18 protein-coding genes are annotated in these 15,466 nt (G+C 67.6%); 13 read left to right on the top strand and 5 right to left on the bottom strand.

Translation table 11 applies throughout. The annotated features are described in order from the left end of the window. Positions 1–4: 4 nt before the first annotated feature. Complete coding sequence (locus CFB24_RS18755; protein ID WP_088522174.1) at positions 5–247, top strand: hypothetical protein; 243 nt, start codon at positions 5–7, stop codon at positions 245–247. Between the two features lie 19 nt (positions 248–266). Here the strand turns inward: CFB24_RS18755 and CFB24_RS18750 are convergent, their stop codons facing one another. Beyond that, positions 267–662, bottom strand: coding sequence for a protease inhibitor I42 family protein (locus CFB24_RS18750; RefSeq protein WP_158255283.1), 396 nt, complete (start codon positions 660–662; stop codon positions 267–269). A gap of 152 nt (positions 663–814) precedes the next feature. Here CFB24_RS18750 and glyA point away from each other — a divergent pair, with 152 nt between their 5' ends. The 3 genes from glyA to CFB24_RS18735 all read left to right on the top strand — a co-directional run bounded on the left by glyA (position 815) and on the right by CFB24_RS18735 (position 5,207). Continuing rightward, positions 815–2,092 (top strand): serine hydroxymethyltransferase, encoded by a 1,278-nt coding sequence (gene glyA, locus CFB24_RS18745; protein ID WP_088522194.1) that lies wholly within the window; start codon positions 815–817, stop codon positions 2,090–2,092. Positions 2,093–2,227: 135 nt separating this feature from the next. Beyond that, positions 2,228–3,454, top strand: coding sequence for a cytochrome c3 family protein (locus tag CFB24_RS18740; protein WP_088522172.1), 1,227 nt, complete (start codon positions 2,228–2,230; stop codon positions 3,452–3,454). Positions 3,455–3,485: 31 nt separating this feature from the next. Continuing rightward, positions 3,486–5,207, top strand: a complete 1,722-nt coding sequence (locus tag CFB24_RS18735; RefSeq protein WP_244593272.1) for a SulP family inorganic anion transporter — start codon at positions 3,486–3,488, stop codon at positions 5,205–5,207. Here the strand turns inward: CFB24_RS18735 and CFB24_RS18730 are convergent. Further along, entirely contained in the window at positions 5,191–5,991 is an 801-nt protein-coding gene (locus tag CFB24_RS18730) for an NAD-dependent protein deacetylase (protein WP_088522170.1), read from the bottom strand. The two genes, CFB24_RS18735 and CFB24_RS18730, sit on opposite strands and share 17 nt — an antisense overlap. Before the next feature lie 112 nt (positions 5,992–6,103). Here CFB24_RS18730 and nrdR point away from each other — a divergent pair, with 112 nt between their 5' ends. The 3 genes from nrdR to CFB24_RS18715 are packed head-to-tail and all read left to right on the top strand — an operon-like array spanning position 6,104 to position 8,289. Next, positions 6,104–6,577, top strand: coding sequence for a transcriptional regulator NrdR (nrdR, locus tag CFB24_RS18725; RefSeq protein WP_088522169.1), 474 nt, complete (start codon positions 6,104–6,106; stop codon positions 6,575–6,577). Next, positions 6,574–7,677 (top strand): bifunctional diaminohydroxyphosphoribosylaminopyrimidine deaminase/5-amino-6-(5-phosphoribosylamino)uracil reductase RibD, encoded by a 1,104-nt coding sequence (gene ribD / locus CFB24_RS18720; RefSeq protein WP_088522168.1) that lies wholly within the window; start codon positions 6,574–6,576, stop codon positions 7,675–7,677. The genes nrdR and ribD overlap by 4 nt, the downstream gene beginning before the upstream one ends. Further along, on the top strand, positions 7,678–8,289 hold the full coding sequence (locus CFB24_RS18715) for a riboflavin synthase (RefSeq protein ID WP_088522167.1): 612 nt from the start codon (positions 7,678–7,680) through the stop codon (positions 8,287–8,289). It abuts the gene before it with no gap. A 16-nt stretch (positions 8,290–8,305) separates the two neighbouring features. On the opposite strand, the gene CFB24_RS18710 is transcribed toward CFB24_RS18715, so the two are convergent. Beyond that, positions 8,306–8,926 (bottom strand): DUF2239 family protein, encoded by a 621-nt coding sequence (locus CFB24_RS18710; protein WP_088522166.1) that lies wholly within the window; start codon positions 8,924–8,926, stop codon positions 8,306–8,308. Positions 8,927–9,049: 123 nt separating this feature from the next. On the opposite strand from CFB24_RS18710, the gene CFB24_RS18705 reads away from it, so the two are divergent. Then, positions 9,050–9,385, top strand: coding sequence for a GIY-YIG nuclease family protein (locus CFB24_RS18705; RefSeq protein ID WP_088522165.1), 336 nt, complete (start codon positions 9,050–9,052; stop codon positions 9,383–9,385). Positions 9,386–9,401: 16 nt separating this feature from the next. On the opposite strand, the gene CFB24_RS18700 is transcribed toward CFB24_RS18705, so the two are convergent. After that, positions 9,402–9,941: a YidB family protein gene (locus tag CFB24_RS18700; protein ID WP_088522164.1), complete on the bottom strand. Its 540-nt coding sequence runs from the start codon at positions 9,939–9,941 to the stop codon at positions 9,402–9,404. A 162-nt stretch (positions 9,942–10,103) separates the two neighbouring features. On the opposite strand from CFB24_RS18700, the gene CFB24_RS18695 reads away from it, so the two are divergent. From CFB24_RS18695 to CFB24_RS18675, 5 genes are all read left to right on the top strand, one after another. Further along, a complete protein-coding gene (locus CFB24_RS18695; protein WP_088522163.1) occupies positions 10,104–10,361 on the top strand; it encodes a GlsB/YeaQ/YmgE family stress response membrane protein in 258 nt (85 codons plus the stop codon). Positions 10,362–10,441: 80 nt separating this feature from the next. Continuing rightward, on the top strand, positions 10,442–10,924 hold the full coding sequence (ribH, locus tag CFB24_RS18690; protein ID WP_088522162.1) for a 6,7-dimethyl-8-ribityllumazine synthase: 483 nt from the start codon (positions 10,442–10,444) through the stop codon (positions 10,922–10,924). Further along, a complete protein-coding gene (gene nusB / locus CFB24_RS18685; protein WP_088522161.1) occupies positions 10,925–11,380 on the top strand; it encodes a transcription antitermination factor NusB in 456 nt (151 codons plus the stop codon). Between the two features lie 37 nt (positions 11,381–11,417). Beyond that, positions 11,418–12,395 carry a thiamine-phosphate kinase gene (gene thiL, locus CFB24_RS18680; RefSeq protein ID WP_088522160.1) on the top strand — a complete coding sequence of 326 codons (978 nt, stop codon included), beginning with the start codon at positions 11,418–11,420 and terminating at the stop codon, positions 12,393–12,395. A gap of 267 nt (positions 12,396–12,662) precedes the next feature. After that, positions 12,663–14,798, top strand: a complete 2,136-nt coding sequence (locus CFB24_RS18675; protein WP_088522159.1) for a sodium-translocating pyrophosphatase — start codon at positions 12,663–12,665, stop codon at positions 14,796–14,798. 164 nt (positions 14,799–14,962) lie between these two features. Here the strand turns inward: CFB24_RS18675 and CFB24_RS18670 are convergent, their stop codons facing one another. After that, entirely contained in the window at positions 14,963–15,454 is a 492-nt protein-coding gene (locus CFB24_RS18670) for an outer membrane protein assembly factor BamE (RefSeq protein ID WP_244593273.1), read from the bottom strand. Positions 15,455–15,466: the final 12 nt, after the last annotated feature.

Here is a 15,466-nt window from a genome sequence, read left to right as displayed (position 1 = left end):
GCGCATGAAACACATCCTTGTCGCGGTCGCGGCGGTTCTGTTCGCCATGGGCGGCGCGCTGGCGCAGGAGAGCTGCGAAACCAAGGCGGTGGGGAGCAACGGCAAGCCGCTGGCCGGCGCCGCCAAAACCAGTTTCATGAAAAAATGCGTGGCCGACGATTGTCAGGCCAAGGCGGTGAGCAAGGATGGCAAACCGCTCGCCGGCGCCGCCAAGGCCAGTTTCCTGAAGAAGTGTCAAGCGAGCTGAAATAGCCGGCTGACGCGGCTCAGGGCCGGATGTCGAACCGCGCCGAGAAAGTCTGCGCGGGCGGCTGGCCTTTTTCCCAGCTTCGCATGTAGACCAAGCTGACGGCGGTCGGCCCGACGCGCGCCGTGCGGAAGCGAAAAATCGCCGCGCCGGGCGCGCCGGGCATGGCCGCGCCGCGCACGGCGCTATGGCCCAACAATTTCAGACCCGGCGCTTGGCCCTGTTGCGTCCAGGAATAGCCGGTGGAGGGGTTTTCGCGCAGCCGCGCCTCGATCGCGTCGCCCCGGCGCACAACGAAGCTTTGGCCCGAATCGGCTTCGGTCAGATGCAAGGTCGTCGCGCGCGCTGGCGCGCCGAGCAGAAACGGCGCGGCCAGCGCCGCAGCCGCGAACGGCGTGAAATTGACGATCGTCATCACAAGTCCCTGGCGAAAGACGCCAGCAAGCCATGACCTCCCGCAAGAGTCCATAAGCTTTGCGGCGCGAACCTTTGCCAGCGCGCCCGTCGCATGCTATGGGGCCGCTGACTTCCCGGCATTATCGCGCTTCGCGCCCGAAAGGAGCCTCCATGAGCCATTCCAACAGCTTTTTTAGCGCCTCTCTGGCCGAATCCGATCCCGAAATCTTCAGCGCCGTCGAGCTCGAACTCGGCCGCCAGCGCAAGGAAATCGAGCTGATCGCCTCGGAAAACATTGTTTCGCGCGCGGTTTTGGAAGCCCAGGGCACCGTGCTGACCAACAAATACGCCGAGGGCTATCCGGGCAAGCGCTATTACGGCGGCTGCCAGTTCGTCGATATCGCCGAAAACCTCGCCATCGAGCGCGCGAAAAAACTGTTCGGCTGCGGCTTCGCCAATGTGCAGCCCAATTCCGGCTCGCAGGCCAACCAGTCGGTGTTTTTGGCGCTGCTGCAGCCCGGCGACACGTTCATGGGCCTCGATCTCGCGGCGGGCGGCCATCTCACCCATGGCGCGCCGGTCAACATGTCCGGCAAATGGTTCAAGCCGGTGTCCTATGGCGTGAACCCGGAAACCGGCCGCATCGACATGGCCGAGGTCGAGAAGCTCGCCAAGGCGCACAAGCCGAAGCTGATCATCGCCGGCGGTTCGGCCTATGCCCGTTTCTGGGATTTCGCCAAGTTCCGCGAGATCGCCGATTCCATCGGCGCGTATCTGTTTGTGGATATGGCGCATTTCGCCGGTCTGGTGGCGGGCGGCGCGCATCCCTCGCCGTTCCCGCACGCCCATGTCGTGACCTCCACCACCCACAAGACGCTGCGCGGCCCGCGCGGCGGCCTCGTTCTCACCAATGACGAGGAGATCGCCAAGAAAATCAATTCGGCGATCTTCCCGGGATTGCAGGGCGGCCCGCTGATGCATGTCATCGCCGGCAAGGCTGTCGCTTTTGGCGAAGCGTTGCGGCCGGAATTCAAGGCTTACGCCAAACAGGTGGTCGACAATGCCGCCGCGCTGGCCGAGACGCTGCTCAAGGGCGGCCTCGACCTCGTCACCGGCGGCACCGACAACCATCTGATGCTGGTGGATCTGCGGCCGAAGAAGCTGACCGGCAAGGCGGCGGAAATCGCGCTGGGCCGCGCGGAAATCACGTGTAACAAGAACGGCGTGCCGTTCGACCCGGAAAAGCCCTGGGTCACCTCCGGCATTCGTCTGGGCGCCCCCGCCGCGACCTCGCGCGGTTTCGGCGTCGAGGAGTTCCACCAGGTCGGCGCCTTCATCATTGAAGTGCTCGACGGTCTGGCCAGGAACGGCGCGGACGGCAATGCGGCGGTCGAGGCCGGCGTCAAGGCCAAGGTCGAGGCGCTGACCAACCGTTTCCCGATCTATTGAGGATCAGCGACCGGCGGGCGCCGCCCGCCGGTCGGCACTATGTTTCGCAGTTCCCATTTGGTTTGAACCTTGCGTGATATCAGGGCGGTGAATTGAACGGCCGCCCTGTCGCGTCGGCCGGGGAGGCCGCCGCACATGAACAGGTTCACCGCCGTCGCCGCCGTCGGGCTCGCCGTCGCGATCGCGGCCTTGCTGGGCTGGCGGATGGTGAATCCACCCTCCTACATCAGCGTCTCCAGCTGGTTCGCGCAGCCGGTGGCGACGTTGGGCGCCGCCGCGCCGGGTTTTGACATTTCCGCCGAAAGCTGCGGCTTCTGTCATGCCGAGGCGCATGGCGAATGGTCCTCCACCATCCATGCGGGCGCCTGGCGCGACGATTTTTTCCAAATTGACTGGCGGCGCGGCGGCGCCAATCCGATCTGTCGCAATTGTCACACGCCGCTCGACCGCCAGCAGGAGCGGACCGCCGACCCCGCGCGTTTCGGCGACGGCTGGAACGCGGCGGCGATCCCGAATCCAGCGTTCGAGCCGGCGTTGCGGCAGGAGGGCGTCACCTGCGCCGCCTGCCATCTGCGCGACGGCGTCGTCTATGGGCCGCTGGCGGGGCTGGCGGCGCCTCACCCTACCGCCGCCTGGAGCAATCCCAATGTCGCCTGCGTGCGCTGTCACGCGCCGCGCAATAATGATTGGGACGCCGTGCTGCGCACGCCGCCCTGCGGCACCGCGTCCGAGGTTTTGCGCGCCTCGGGCGCCGATCCCGCCGCCGGGGCGGTTGAGGACCGCTTTCTCAAAGACAATCCGGTCGCCAATCTCGCGGCCTTGCGTTGCGTGGAATGTCACATGCCCGCCGTCACGCGCCCCCTTGTCGCGGGCGGGCCGGAGCGGCCGGGCCGCCGCCATCTCTGGCGCGGCGGCCACGATCTGGCGACTTTTCGCGCGGGAGTGCAGGTTCATTTCGCCAAAACGTCGGAAAGCGCGGGCGAGACGCGCTTCACCCTGACGCTGGTCAACGCCGGCGCCGGCCATGACATTCCGACCGGCGTGCCCAACCGCCGCCTGACCGTCACGCTGCAAACGCTCGACGCGGCGGGACAGGCGCTGGAGACGCGGGAGCACGTGCTGGAGCGCAGGACGCTGGGACGGCCGTTCGTGATCGATCTCTGGGACACCCGGCTGCGCCCGAATGCGCCGCGCGTCTTCACGCTGACCGCGCCCGTCGGCAAGGCGGCGGCGGTCGAGGCCGTCGTCCGCTATTGGCTGATGCGCCCGATTGATCGCGACCGTTTCGACTATCGCCAGGAGATCTCGCAGGAGATTTTTCGCGCGCGCATTCCGCTGCCGCCTGCGGCCCATACCAACTGACGCCTTGCGCGCGCGCCGGCCAGGCGCGACCATGAGTCACACCTCACTGAGTCGCGCCATGTCCCTCGCCAGCCCGAGCGAAAAATTCGCCGATCTGTTCACGCCCAAGCTCGTCACGGTCTGGCGCGAGGGCTATACGCGCGCGCAATTCGGCGCCGATGTGGTCGCCGGCCTCACCGTCGCCATTGTCGCGCTGCCGCTGTCCACCGCCATCGCCATCGCCTCCGGCGCGTCGCCGCAAGCCGGCCTGTTCGCCTCGGCCATCGGCGGGTTTTTCGTGTCGGCGCTGGGCGGCAGCCGGTTCCAGATCGGCGGGCCAGCCGGCGCCTTCATCGTGCTGGTCGCCACAACCATCGAGAAATTCGGCTATTCCGGCTTTGTTGCGGCCACGCTGATGGCCGGCGCGTTCCTGCTCGCCATCGGCTATCTGCGGCTCGGGACCTATATCAAATACATTCCACATTCGGTCGCGGTGGGGTTCACCGCCGCCATCGGGCTGATCATTTTCACCAGCCAGCTGCACGAACTGTTCGGTTTGCGGCTCGACCACGAGCCGGCGGCCTTCCTGCCAAAAGTCGAGGCTTTGTGGGCGGCGCGCGGCACGCTCAACCCCCAGGCGTTTTTTCTCGCCGTCGCCTGCCTCGGCCTCATCGTCGGCCTGCGGGCGTTCGCCCCGCGCTTTCCCGGCCTGCTGGCGGCGGTGGCGTTCGCCTTGTTCGCGACCTGGGGGCTGGACCTGCAAATCGAAACCATCGGCTCGCGTTTCGGGGCGCTGCCGCAGAGCTTGCCGGCGCCGTCGCTTCCCACGCTGGCGCTGGCGGACTGGTGGCGGCTGGTTCCGGCGGCGCTGGCGATCGCCGTGCTCGGCGGCATCGAATCGCTGCTGTCGGCGGTGGTCGCCGACGGCATGACCGGGCGGCGCCACCGCTCCAATTGCGAGCTGGCGGCGCAGGGCTGGGCCAATATCGCCTCGGCCCTGTTTGGCGGCCTGTGCGTGACCGGCGCCATCGCCCGCACCGCCACCAACATTCGCGCCGGCGCTCATGGCCCGGTCGCCGGCATGTTGCACGCCGTGATGCTGCTGGCGTTTTTGATGGTGGCGGCGCCGCTGGCCAGCCATATTCCGCTGGCGGCGCTGGCGGCGATCCTGACCCTCGTGTCCTGGAACATGATCGAGCGCGACCAGATCGCCGCCATCCTGAAATCCGACCGCGGCGAGGCCGTGATCCTGCTGGTGACGGCGGGCCTGACCGTGTTCGAGGACATTATCGTCGGCATCGCCGCCGGCGTGACGCTGGGCGCGCTGATCTTCATGCACAAGATGGCGCAGGTGGTGGCGGTGGAGACCGGCGAGGCGCTGTTTGAGGAGGATCGCGCCGACGCGACCGAGGAGGGCGGCGGCGCCGATCCCGATTTCCTGGTCTATCGCATCGCCGGTCCGTTCTTCTTCGGCGCGGTCAATTCGGTGGCGGCGACGCTGGACCAGATCGGCCGCCGGCCGAAAATTTTCGTGCTCGATCTGTCACGCGTGCCGCTGGCGGATGGCGCGGCGGCGCACGCCCTGCACAATTTCATCAGCCGCGAGCGCAAGCACGGGGTCAAGGTGATCCTCGCCGGCGCCTCGCGCGGCGTGCATCGCACGCTGGCGGCGCATGGCGTCAACAGCCGCCTCGTGCATTTCAGCCCGGATGTCGCGGATGCGCGGGCGTATGGCGACAATCACAAGATTGACAAGGCTATAGCAGAAACCTGAGCGCCTCGGCGCAATCCGCCTCCACCTTGAGCGACAACAAATCGTCCGCCCGCGTGCGGCCGAGATTGATGGCGGCGCAGGGTTTTCCCAGTCGCGCGGCCTCCTCGACGAAGCGGAGCCCCGACCGCACCATCAGCGACGATCCGACCACCAGCACGGCGTCGGCGGCGCGCACGGCGGCGTAGGCCGCCTCGACCCGCTCGCCGGGCGCGCACTCGCCGAAAAACACCACATCCGGCTTTTGCACGCCGCCGCAGGCGGGGCAGGGCGGAACGGCGAAGCTGGAAAAATCGGCCTCCAGATCGGCGTCGCCGTCCGGCGCGCGATCCGCCGTCCGCGCGGCGAAGTCCGGGTTGAGCCGCGCCAGTTCGGTCTGGAATTTTTCTCGCGCGCTTTTCGCGCCGCAATCCATGCAGCGCAGGGCGTCGATCCGCCCGTGCAGGTCCACCACATTCCCGCTGCCGGCCGCCTGGTGCAGCCCGTCGACATTCTGGGTCACAAGCAGCGAAATCCGTCCCTGCGCCTCCAACGCCGCCAGCGCCCGGTGCGCGTCATTGGGGCGCGCGGCGGCGAGTTTTGGCCAGCCGATCATGCTGCGCGCCCAATAGCGTTGGCGCGCCGCTTCCGACCCCATGAAGGTCGCCAGATTCATCGGTTGCGGGCGCTTCCACGCCCCGTCGCCGTCGCGGTAGTCGGGAATGCCCGACCCCGTGCTGCAGCCGGCGCCGGTCAGCACGAACAGGTTTCGACTTGCGATAAAGGCGCGCAGCTTGGGATCGCTCATTCGCGCACTCTACATCTTGTGGTCGTTCTTGTCCTGTACCCTCAAAAACGGCACAATGGCGCCGTTCGGGAAACGCGTAAGCGATTCGCGGCATTGGCTTTCTGGAGGCGATATGCGCTGTCCCTATTGCGGCAGTCTCGATACGCAAGTGAAGGATTCGCGCCCCACCGATGATTCCAGCGCCATCCGCCGCCGCCGCGTCTGCCCGGATTGCGCCGGCCGCTTCACCACTTTCGAGCGGGTGCAGCTGCGTGAACTGACCGTGGTGAAGAAATCCGGCCGCCGCGCTCCGTTCGACCGGGAGAAACTGGCGCGCTCGATCCAGATCGCCCTGCGCAAGCGTCCGGTCGAGGCCGAGCGGATCGACCGCATGATCAACGGCCTGGTGCGGCAGCTCGAAAGCTCCGGCGAGTCGGAGGTGCCGTCCGACATGATCGGGGAATTGGTGATGCAGGGCCTGAAAAATCTCGACGAAGTCGCCTATGTGCGTTTCGCCTCGGTCTATCGCAATTTCCGCGAAGCCCGCGATTTCGCGCCGCTGCTCAGCGAAATCGCCGACGAGTCGAAAAAGACGGAGCCGTCATGACCGTCTCGCCCGACGATCTGCGCTATCTGCGGGCCGCCCTCGCCGTGGGCGCGCGCGAACTGGGCGCGACCGCCCCCAATCCCGCCGTCGGCGCGCTGGTGGTGAAGGATGGCGTCGTTCTCGGCCGCGGCTGGACGCAGGCGGGCGGGCGGCCGCACGCCGAGCCGATGGCGCTGGCCCAGGCCGGCGCGGCGGCGCGCGGGGCCACGCTCTATGTCACGCTCGAACCCTGCGCCCATCACGGCAAGACCCCGCCCTGCGCCGAAGCGGTGATCGCCGCCGGCGTGACGCGCGTGGTCGGCGGCCTGACCGATCCCGACCCCCGCACCGCCGGCCAGGGCTACGCGCGGCTGCGCGCCGCCGGCGTCGAGGTCGAGACCGACGCGCTTCCCGAGGATTGCCGCCGCGCCCATCGCGGCCATATTCTGCGGGTGACCGAAAACCGCCCGATGGTGACGCTGAAGATCGCCCATACGCCCGACGGTTTCGCCGCCGGCGCCGAACATGACCGCCGCCTCGCCATCACCGGCCTCGCCGCCAATCTGCGCACCCATGTGCTGCGCGCCCAGCATGACGCCATCATGGTCGGCGTCGGCACCGTGCTCGGCGACGACCCGCTGCTGACCGTGCGCTTGCCCGGCGTGACGCGGCATCCGCTGCGCGTCGTGCTCGACGCCCGTTGCGACCTGCCGCCGCGCTCGCGCCTCGCCGCCGGCGCCGGCGAGGTCAAGACGCTGGTGCTGTGCGGGCCGGCGGCGGACCCGTCCCGCCGCGAGGCGCTGGAGGCTCTGGGTCTCGAAACCGCCGCCTGCGCGTTGAGCGAGGGCCGCGTCGATCTGCGCGCCGCGCTGGAATTGCTGGCCAAGCGCGGGCTGACCCGGGTGTTTTCCGAGGGCGGGCCGCAGGTCGGCGCCAATCTGATCGCGCGCGGGCTCGCCGACGACGTGCTACTGTTCGTCGGGGAGCGGCCGCTGGGCCGGCCCGGCGTCGAGGCGCTGTCGGAGCCGGCGCGGCGCACGCTCGAAGATCCTGCCCGCTACGCTCTGGTGGCCCGAGGTTTGCTGGGCGCCGACAGTTACACCCACTATGAGAGAGTTTGAATGTTCACCGGCCTGATCACCGATGTCGGAACCCTTTTGAACGTGGAGGCGCGCGGCGGGCTCAACCGCCTGAAAATCGCCTCGCATTATCCGGCCGACAGCCTCGTGCTCGGCGCCTCCGTCGCCCATAACGGCGTGTGCATGACGCTGGTCGGCTTCGGCGCGCAGGCCGATGGCTCAAGCTGGCATGAGGTCGACGCCGCCGCCGAAACGCTGGCGGTGACCACGGCCGGCGAGTGGAAGGCCGGCGACCGCATCAATCTGGAGCGCGCCCTGCGCCTCGGCGACGAACTGGGCGGCCATATGGTGTCGGGCCATGTCGATGGCGTCGCGACGATCCGCTCGCGCAACGATTTCGACGGCATGGCGCATTTCGAAATCGAGGCGCCCAAGGCGCTGGCGAAATTCATCGCCGAAAAGGGGTCCGTCGCGCTCGACGGGACGTCGCTGACCGTCAACAAGGTGTCGGGAACGGTCTTCACCATTCTGTTGATTCCGCACACGCTGGACCAGACCAATTTCGGCGGGCGCAAGGCGGGCGACAAGATCAATATCGAGGTGGATACGATGGCGCGTTACGCCGCGCGTCTGGCGGAGGCGGCTGCGGAGTAGCCTCGTCTCCACGCGCCTAGTCGTCCTGCGCGCCAAACGCCAGCGCCAGGACATGCGACCGGATGTCCTCCGGCCAGTCCGCGATGTGGCGCGCCACGGCGCGCCGGTCGTCCGCGAACAGCGCGCGCGTCGCCTCCTCATAGCCGGGCAGATTCCCCGCGATCGCCAACATGAAATGATAGGCCGCCTCCTGCGCGGCGCGCCTTTGCTGTCGCGTGCCGTCCCTGCGCCGAGCCTCGTCGACGAGACGCCTCAGACTGGCGGAGGCGCCGCCGGGTTGCGCGGCCAGCCAGTCCCATTGCCTCGGCAACAACGTGACTTCGCGGGCGACGACGCCCAGTTTCGGCCGTCCCCGGCCTCGCGACCCCGAGGCCTCATCTTCGACCGAGTCGGAGCCCGCGCTGGCAAGGCGGTCGGGCGCCTCGTGTTGCGACAGTCTCCCAATCACGTCGGCGGCGGAGCCGCGCAGGTCGAGGTCGATCACCCGTCCCGTCGCATCGTCGAAGACGAGGAGCGCGCGCGGCGAACCATCGTCTGCGGCCGCCTTGACCGCGAGGGCCACTTCGGTCAGCGGGCCGGAACTCAGCCGGCGAGGACCGTCGAAGGCGGTGCAGAATTTGGAAACGGATTCGGTCATGGGGTCTCCGCCATCAGGACGGCGCTCTTTTACCCGGATAAAAATGATTGCGTCAATATCATCCGGGTAATATTAGACGGACGCGTCGCGGGGGACGTCGAAACCGAACGAAAGGCTGAGGGCGTGACGAGCGAAGCGCGCAGGGCGGCGGTGGCCGCCTACAAGGAACGCAAGGCGACGGCGGGGATCTACGCCGTGCGCTGCACGGCGTCCGGCGAGGTCTGGGTCGGCGCTTGGGTCGATCTCGCGACGATCCAGAACCGGTTGTGGTTCGCGCTGCGCCAGGACGCGCATCCAAGACGGGATGTGCTGGAAGCCTGGCGCCGACATGGCGAGTCGCGCTTCAGCTTCGAAATCCTGGAGACGCTTGAGGACGAAGCGTCGCCTTACGTGCGCGCGGCCCAGTTGAAGGACCGCGCGCAGCATTGGCGCGAGAAGCTGGCGGCGAAGCCGATCTGAAACCGGGGGCGCCCGTTCAGCTCGGCGGCAGGCGGCCGCCCGGGGTCAGTTTGTCCACCAGCGTGGGCAGCGCCTGCGCCAGCAATTGCGACAGCTGCTCGGGGCTGACGCCTGCTTGCGCGGCGATTTCGGCGATCTTGCCCTGGCCGAGCACATTGGAGATCTGGTCGGGCGAGATGGGCCGATTGGCGCCGTCGCCCACCCAGCTGTTCACGGTTTCGGCGTGGCCGGCGCCGCGGAACTGGTTGAGCAGGCCGTCGAGGCCCGCCGAAACCGCCGTGCCCGCCGCCGCGCCCGCCACGATGCCGCCGAGCGGGCTGTTGGCGAGGCCGCTCAGCATCCCGCCGAGGCCGCCGGCGATGCCGCCGCCGCCGAGAAACCCGCCTTGCTGCGGCGGTTGAACGGCCTGCGGTTCGACCGGCGCCGCAGCGGGCGCCTCGTCCTTCTTGCCGCCGAACAGATGGCCGAGCAACAGCGCGCCCGCCGCGATCATCAGCGGCTTGATGTAATTATTGTCGGGAACCGCTGCGTTGACGGCGTTTTCGAAATCGCTCATGTCTCCCTCCAGAGGGGTCTGCCGCCGGCGCGGCGGCGCGCTCCTTATTTTGTCCCGCTCAAAAGGGCGCGCAAGGGACCAACGCCGCTTTTATCGGTCGGTCGTCCCGCATCTATTGGCGAGGTTCCGCGTTACCTTTTTTTCACAAGGAGAAGCGTGGCCATGGGCATTCTAAGCTGGATCATTCTCGGCCTGATCGCGGGCTTCATCGGCAGCAAGCTGGTCAATCACACCGGGCAGGGCATGTTGCTCGACATCGTGCTCGGAATCGTCGGCGCCGTGGTCGGCGGCTATATCTCGACCGCGCTGGGGCTTGGCGGCGTCAGCGGCGTCAATCTCTGGTCGATTCTCGTCGCGGCGGCCGGCGCCGTCATCGTTCTGCTGGTTTATCGTCAAGTGACGGGCTCCAGCCGACTTTGAGCGGCGCGGTGCGTTAAACGGTTGCGCGGCGGCGCGGCGCGCTCTATGCACTCGGACCCAACACAAAGCAGGAAGGTCCGATGGCGGAGCCGAGCCGCGCCCCGGAAACGGTTGAATCCGTTGACGGCGCGCATTTCTTGATCATCGAGGCGCGCTTTTACGACGCCATCGGCGCGCTCCAGCTCGCGGGCGCGGTGCGGGCGCTGGAACAGGCGGGCGCCCGCTTCACGACGTTCCGCGCGCCCGGCGCGCTGGAAATTCCCGCCGCGGCGGCGATTTTGCTCGACGCGGCGGAGAAGTCCGGCGCGCCTTACGCCGGCGTGATCGCGCTGGGCTGCGTCATTCGCGGCGAGACCTACCATTTCGAGATCGTCGCCGGCGAAAGCGCCCGCGCGCTGATGGATCTGTCGGTGGCGCGCAAGATTCCGCTCGGCAATGGCGTCCTGACCACCGAGAACGAGGCGCAGGCGCTCGAACGCGCCGACCTGGCGCGCCTCGACAAGGGCGGCGACGCCGCCCGCGCCGCGCTCGCCATGTATCGTCTGAAACGGGAGGCGCGCTAGATGGCCGCTGAAAATCGCTCCGCCGCCCGCCTCGCCGCCTGCCAGGCGCTCTACCAGATGGAGGTCGCGGGCAAGGGTTTGAACGAAATCCTCTCCGAATTCGAGGTGTACTGGATCGGCGCCGAAGTCGAGGGCGACCAGTACAAGCCGGCGGAAATCGCCTTTTTCCGCTCGATCGTGTCGGGCGTTTTGGCAAATCAGGTCGTCATCGACCGCACCGTGGACAAGATTCTGAGCGAAGGCTGGCCGCTGCGCCGGATCGAGGCCCTGATGCGCGCGATCCTGCGCGCGGGCGCGTTTGAGTTGCTGAAGCGCGGCGACGTGCCGGCGCGGGTGGCGATCAAGGAATATGTCGATGTCGCCGGCGCGTTTTTCGAGCGCGAGGAGGCCGGCATGATCAACGCCGTGCTCGACGCGCTGGCGCGGAAAGCAAGGGCCGACGAGTTTTCGGCTTAGGCGCCGCGCTGGTTGCGCGTCGGGTCGAGGTCCGCGCATGAACGAGTCCGAACTCATCGCCCGCTATTTCGCGCCGCTGGCGGGACCGGCCGGCCTCGGGCTGATCGATGACGCGGCCTGCCTGATCCCGCCGCCCGGCTGCGACCTCGTGTTGACCGCCGACGCTCTGGTGGCGGGGCGGCATTTCTTCGCCGAAGACCCGCCCGACGCCATCGCCGCCAAGACGCTCGGCGTCAACCTGTCCGATCTCGCCGCCAAGGGGGCGGAGCCGCTCGGCTACCTGCTGTCGCTGGCGCTGCCGCCCGACTGGACCGAACGTTTCCTCGACGAGTTTTCGCGCGGCCTCGGCGAAGCCGCCGCCGCCGCGGGCGTCGCCCTGCTCGGCGGCGACACAGTGGCGACCTCCGGCCCGCTGACCCTGTCGATCACCGCGCTCGGCGCGGTTCCCCATGGCGCGATGATCCGCCGCTCCGGCGCGCGGGCCGGCGACCTTATTTATGTAACAGGAACCATCGGCGACGCCGCGTTGGGCTTGAGCCTGCGGCGGCGCGAAATCGCGGGCGGCGCCCTTCCGGCCTGGGCGAAGACTCTTGACGCGGCCGAACTGATCGACCGCTACCTGCGCCCGCGCCCGCGCCTCGCCCTGACCCCGGCGCTGCGCGCCTGCGCCCGCGCCGCCATGGATGTGTCGGACGGACTGATCGGCGACGTGCGCGCGCTGATGCGGGCGAGCGGCGTCGCGGCGCAGCTCGATCTGGCGCGCCTGCCCCTGTCCGCGCCGGCGCGGGCGGCGCTCGCCGCCGATCCGGCCCTGCTTGAGTCGGTCGTCACCGGCGGCGACGATTATGAGATCGTCTGCGCGGTTGCGCCCGAGCGCGCCGCGCTGTTCGAGCAGTTGGCGGACGCGGCCGGGGTCGCCGTCACGCGCATCGGCGCGGCGGCGGCGCAGGAGAGCGTGCTCGGGCCGGACGGCGCGGCGCGGCGCTTCGCACGCGACCGCTTCAGCCACGTCTAACGCGCTGCGTCCAAAGGCCGCACGCCCCGGCTTTTCGATGTGAACGCTTTGTCGCGAACGGCATTTCAGGCCTTTGCTCTGCGGATTTTGATCTCGGTCAATCCGGGGCCGCTTAATGTCGATAAACCTTCCCCATGGGCCGGATTGCTCCACTCGCGCCTTTGTGGAACATTCGGTTCACGAACCGTTAGCCAATGCGGAATCCGTTCTGAGCGGAACGGAGCGATCCGATTTTCAAAAAGGCGGTCGGAGCGAGGGGTAGGGAGTATGACAATCTGGCTGGTTATAGCGTGTGGCCTGATGTCGGTCGTCTATGGCGCCGTCACCATCAAGAGTCTGATGGCGGCCGACGCGGGCAGCGCCCGCATGCAGGAGATTTCGGGAGCGGTCGCTGAAGGCGCGCAAGCCTATCTCAAGCGCCAATACATCACGATCGGCCTGGTCGGCGTGGTCATCTGCATCGCTCTTTTCTTCCTGCTCGGGCCGAAAACGGCCGTAGGCTTCGTGATCGGCGCCATCCTGTCCGGCGCGGCGGGCTTCATTGGCATGAACGTGTCGGTGCGCGCCAACGTCCGCACGGCGCAGGCCGCGACGGTGTCGCTCGCGGGCGGCCTCGACATCGCCTTCAAGGCGGGCGCGGTCACCGGCATGCTGGTGGCGGGCCTCGCTCTGCTGGGCGTCGCCGGCTATTTCTGGGCGCTCACCGGCCCGATGGGCCTCGCCTTCGGCGACCGTGAAACCATCGACTCGCTGGTCGCGCTCGGCTTCGGCGCCTCGCTGATCTCGATCTTCGCCCGTCTGGGCGGCGGCATCTTCACCAAGGGCGCCGACGTCGGCGCCGATCTCGTCGGCAAGGTCGAAGCCGGCATCCCGGAAGATGACCCACGCAACCCCGCCACCATCGCGGACAATGTCGGCGATAACGTCGGCGACTGCGCCGGCATGGCGGCCGATCTGTTCGAAACCTATGCGGTGACGGTGGTCGCCACCATGGTGCTCGGCGCCATCTTCTTCGCCGGCAAGGATGTCCTCGCCGCCAGCATGCTCTATCCGCTGGCGATCTGCGGCGCCTGCATCATCACCTCGATCATCGGCGCCTTCTTCGTCAAGCTCGGCTCCGACAATTCGATCATGGGCGCGCTTTACAAGGGCCTGATCGTCACCGGCGTCCTGTCCGTCATCGGTCTGGCGGGCGCCACCGCCTTCGTCATCGGCTTCGGCTCGATTGGCATGGTCGCGGGCCAGGAGATCTACGGTTCGGCTCTGTTCTACTGTGGTCTGGTCGGCCTCGCGGTGACCGGCGCCATCGTCTACATCACCGAATATTACACCGGCACGGGCAAGCGCCCGGTGGTGTCCATCGCCCAGGCCTCCGTCACCGGCCACGGCACCAATGTGATCCAGGGCCTCGCGGTTTCGCTGGAATCCACCGCCCTGCCGGCCATCGTCATCGTCGCCGGCATCATCTCGACCTACCAGCTCGCCGGTCTCTACGGCACGGCGATCGCGGTCACCACCATGCTCGGCCTCGCCGGCATGATCGTGGCGCTCGACGCCTTCGGCCCGGTGACGGACAACGCTGGCGGCATTGCCGAAATGGCGGGCCTGCCCAAGGAAGTGCGCCATTCCACCGACGCGCTCGACGCGGTCGGCAACACCACCAAGGCCGTGACCAAGGGCTACGCCATCGGTTCGGCGGGCCTGGGCGCGCTGGTGCTGTTCGCCGCCTACACCAACGACCTCAAGGCCTTCACCGATCAGGGCCTGCCCTATTTCAAGGGCATGGGCCAGGTCTCGTTCGACCTGTCCAACCCCTATGTCGTCGCGGGCCTGATCTTCGGCGGCTTGATCCCCTATCTGTTCGGCGGCATCGCCATGACGGCGGTGGGACGCGCGGCCGGTTCGGTGGTCGAGGAAGTGCGTCGGCAGTTCAAGGAAAAGCCCGGCATCATGGACGGCTCGGAGCGCCCGGATTACGGTCGCGCCGTGGACATGCTGACCAAGGCGGCGATCAAGGAAATGATCATCCCGTCGCTGCTCCCGGTGCTGTCGCCGCTGGTGGTGTACTTCGGCGTGCTGGCGATCTCCGGCTCCAAGGCCTCGGCCTTCGCCGCGCTCGGCGCCTCGCTTCTCGGCGTGATCGTCAACGGCCTGTTCGTCGCGATCTCCATGACCTCGGGCGGCGGCGCCTGGGACAACGCCAAAAAGTCGTTTGAAGACGGTTTCGTCGACAAGGACGGCGTGAAGCACCTCAAGGGCTCGGAGGCCCACAAGGCTTCCGTCACCGGCGACACCGTCGGCGACCCCTACAAGGACACCGCCGGCCCGGCGGTGAACCCCGCGATCAAGATCACCAATATCGTGGCGCTGCTGCTGCTGGCCATCCTGGCCCACGGCGCCTGATCGAAACGATCAGCAATGGAGAAGGTCGGGCGATGCGCCCGGCCTTTTTTGTTCGATGGGCGCGGGGGGCGCTTCCCGAGAGAGGTGCTCTTTCACAAGGCTTAAATGCAAAAAGCCGGGCGTGAGCCCGGCTTTTTCATTCCAATCAATTTGGAAAGGGAGCCTCAGAACATCTTGTACTTCAGGCCCGACAGCTGCTTCAGCATGCCCTGCAGCAGCCGGCTCTCGCCGCCGCCCGAAACCGTCTGGCGCGAGGTCATGTCGATGACGCGGCCATCTTCCAGGCCGTAATTGGCGATGCGGGTCAGGCGCTTGTTCTTGTCGAAATAGACCGCGTACACGCGCTGCTCGGTCACCGTCTGCGGCATGGACGGCAAGGGCTGCTCGACGCGCTGGCTGATATAGTACCAAGCGTCGCCGCCGACCGTCGATGTGGTGGTCGGGGTGCCGAGAATGCCCAGAACCTGTTCCGCCGGCGCGCCGATCTTCACCTGCGACAGGAGCTGATCGTCGAACACATAGCCGCGATGGATCGCGCCTTGATCGAGGGTCGAACAGCCGGCGAGGCCGCCGAGCGCCAAAAGGGCTGAAACCGTCAGCAGCCGCGCGGCGCGGCCCATCTTCTGGCGGGGCAATCCATTGGCGATCGAACTCATTCCTGATTCTCC

The organism is Rhodoblastus acidophilus, assembly GCF_900187365.1.
Classification (GTDB): Bacteria; Pseudomonadota; Alphaproteobacteria; order Rhizobiales; family Beijerinckiaceae; genus Rhodoblastus; species Rhodoblastus acidophilus.
This window is presented reverse-complemented; position numbering and strand designations above follow the sequence as displayed.

What these genes read in the sequence shown, in the direction of transcription:
- CFB24_RS18700 (WP_088522164.1), bottom strand. Translation starts at nt 9,941, where the DNA reads ATGAGCGATTTCGAAAACGCCGTCAACGCAGCGGTTCCCGACAATAAT.
- CFB24_RS18670 (WP_244593273.1), bottom strand. Translation starts at nt 15,454, where the DNA reads ATGAGTTCGATCGCCAATGGATTGCCCCGCCAGAAGATGGGCCGCGCC.
- nrdR (WP_088522169.1), top strand. Translation starts at nt 6,104, where the DNA reads ATGCGCTGTCCCTATTGCGGCAGTCTCGATACGCAAGTGAAGGATTCG.
- CFB24_RS18740 (WP_088522172.1), top strand. Translation starts at nt 2,228, where the DNA reads ATGAACAGGTTCACCGCCGTCGCCGCCGTCGGGCTCGCCGTCGCGATC.
- CFB24_RS18695 (WP_088522163.1), top strand. Translation starts at nt 10,104, where the DNA reads ATGGGCATTCTAAGCTGGATCATTCTCGGCCTGATCGCGGGCTTCATC.
- CFB24_RS18715 (WP_088522167.1), top strand. Translation starts at nt 7,678, where the DNA reads ATGTTCACCGGCCTGATCACCGATGTCGGAACCCTTTTGAACGTGGAG.
- ribH (WP_088522162.1), top strand. Translation starts at nt 10,442, where the DNA reads ATGGCGGAGCCGAGCCGCGCCCCGGAAACGGTTGAATCCGTTGACGGC.
- CFB24_RS18755 (WP_088522174.1), top strand. Translation starts at nt 5, where the DNA reads ATGAAACACATCCTTGTCGCGGTCGCGGCGGTTCTGTTCGCCATGGGC.
- nusB (WP_088522161.1), top strand. Translation starts at nt 10,925, where the DNA reads ATGGCCGCTGAAAATCGCTCCGCCGCCCGCCTCGCCGCCTGCCAGGCG.
- thiL (WP_088522160.1), top strand. Translation starts at nt 11,418, where the DNA reads ATGAACGAGTCCGAACTCATCGCCCGCTATTTCGCGCCGCTGGCGGGA.
- ribD (WP_088522168.1), top strand. Translation starts at nt 6,574, where the DNA reads ATGACCGTCTCGCCCGACGATCTGCGCTATCTGCGGGCCGCCCTCGCC.
- glyA (WP_088522194.1), top strand. Translation starts at nt 815, where the DNA reads ATGAGCCATTCCAACAGCTTTTTTAGCGCCTCTCTGGCCGAATCCGAT.
- CFB24_RS18710 (WP_088522166.1), bottom strand. Translation starts at nt 8,926, where the DNA reads ATGACCGAATCCGTTTCCAAATTCTGCACCGCCTTCGACGGTCCTCGC.
- CFB24_RS18730 (WP_088522170.1), bottom strand. Translation starts at nt 5,991, where the DNA reads ATGAGCGATCCCAAGCTGCGCGCCTTTATCGCAAGTCGAAACCTGTTC.
- CFB24_RS18750 (WP_158255283.1), bottom strand. Translation starts at nt 662, where the DNA reads ATGACGATCGTCAATTTCACGCCGTTCGCGGCTGCGGCGCTGGCCGCG.
- CFB24_RS18675 (WP_088522159.1), top strand. Translation starts at nt 12,663, where the DNA reads ATGACAATCTGGCTGGTTATAGCGTGTGGCCTGATGTCGGTCGTCTAT.
- CFB24_RS18735 (WP_244593272.1), top strand. Translation starts at nt 3,486, where the DNA reads ATGAGTCACACCTCACTGAGTCGCGCCATGTCCCTCGCCAGCCCGAGC.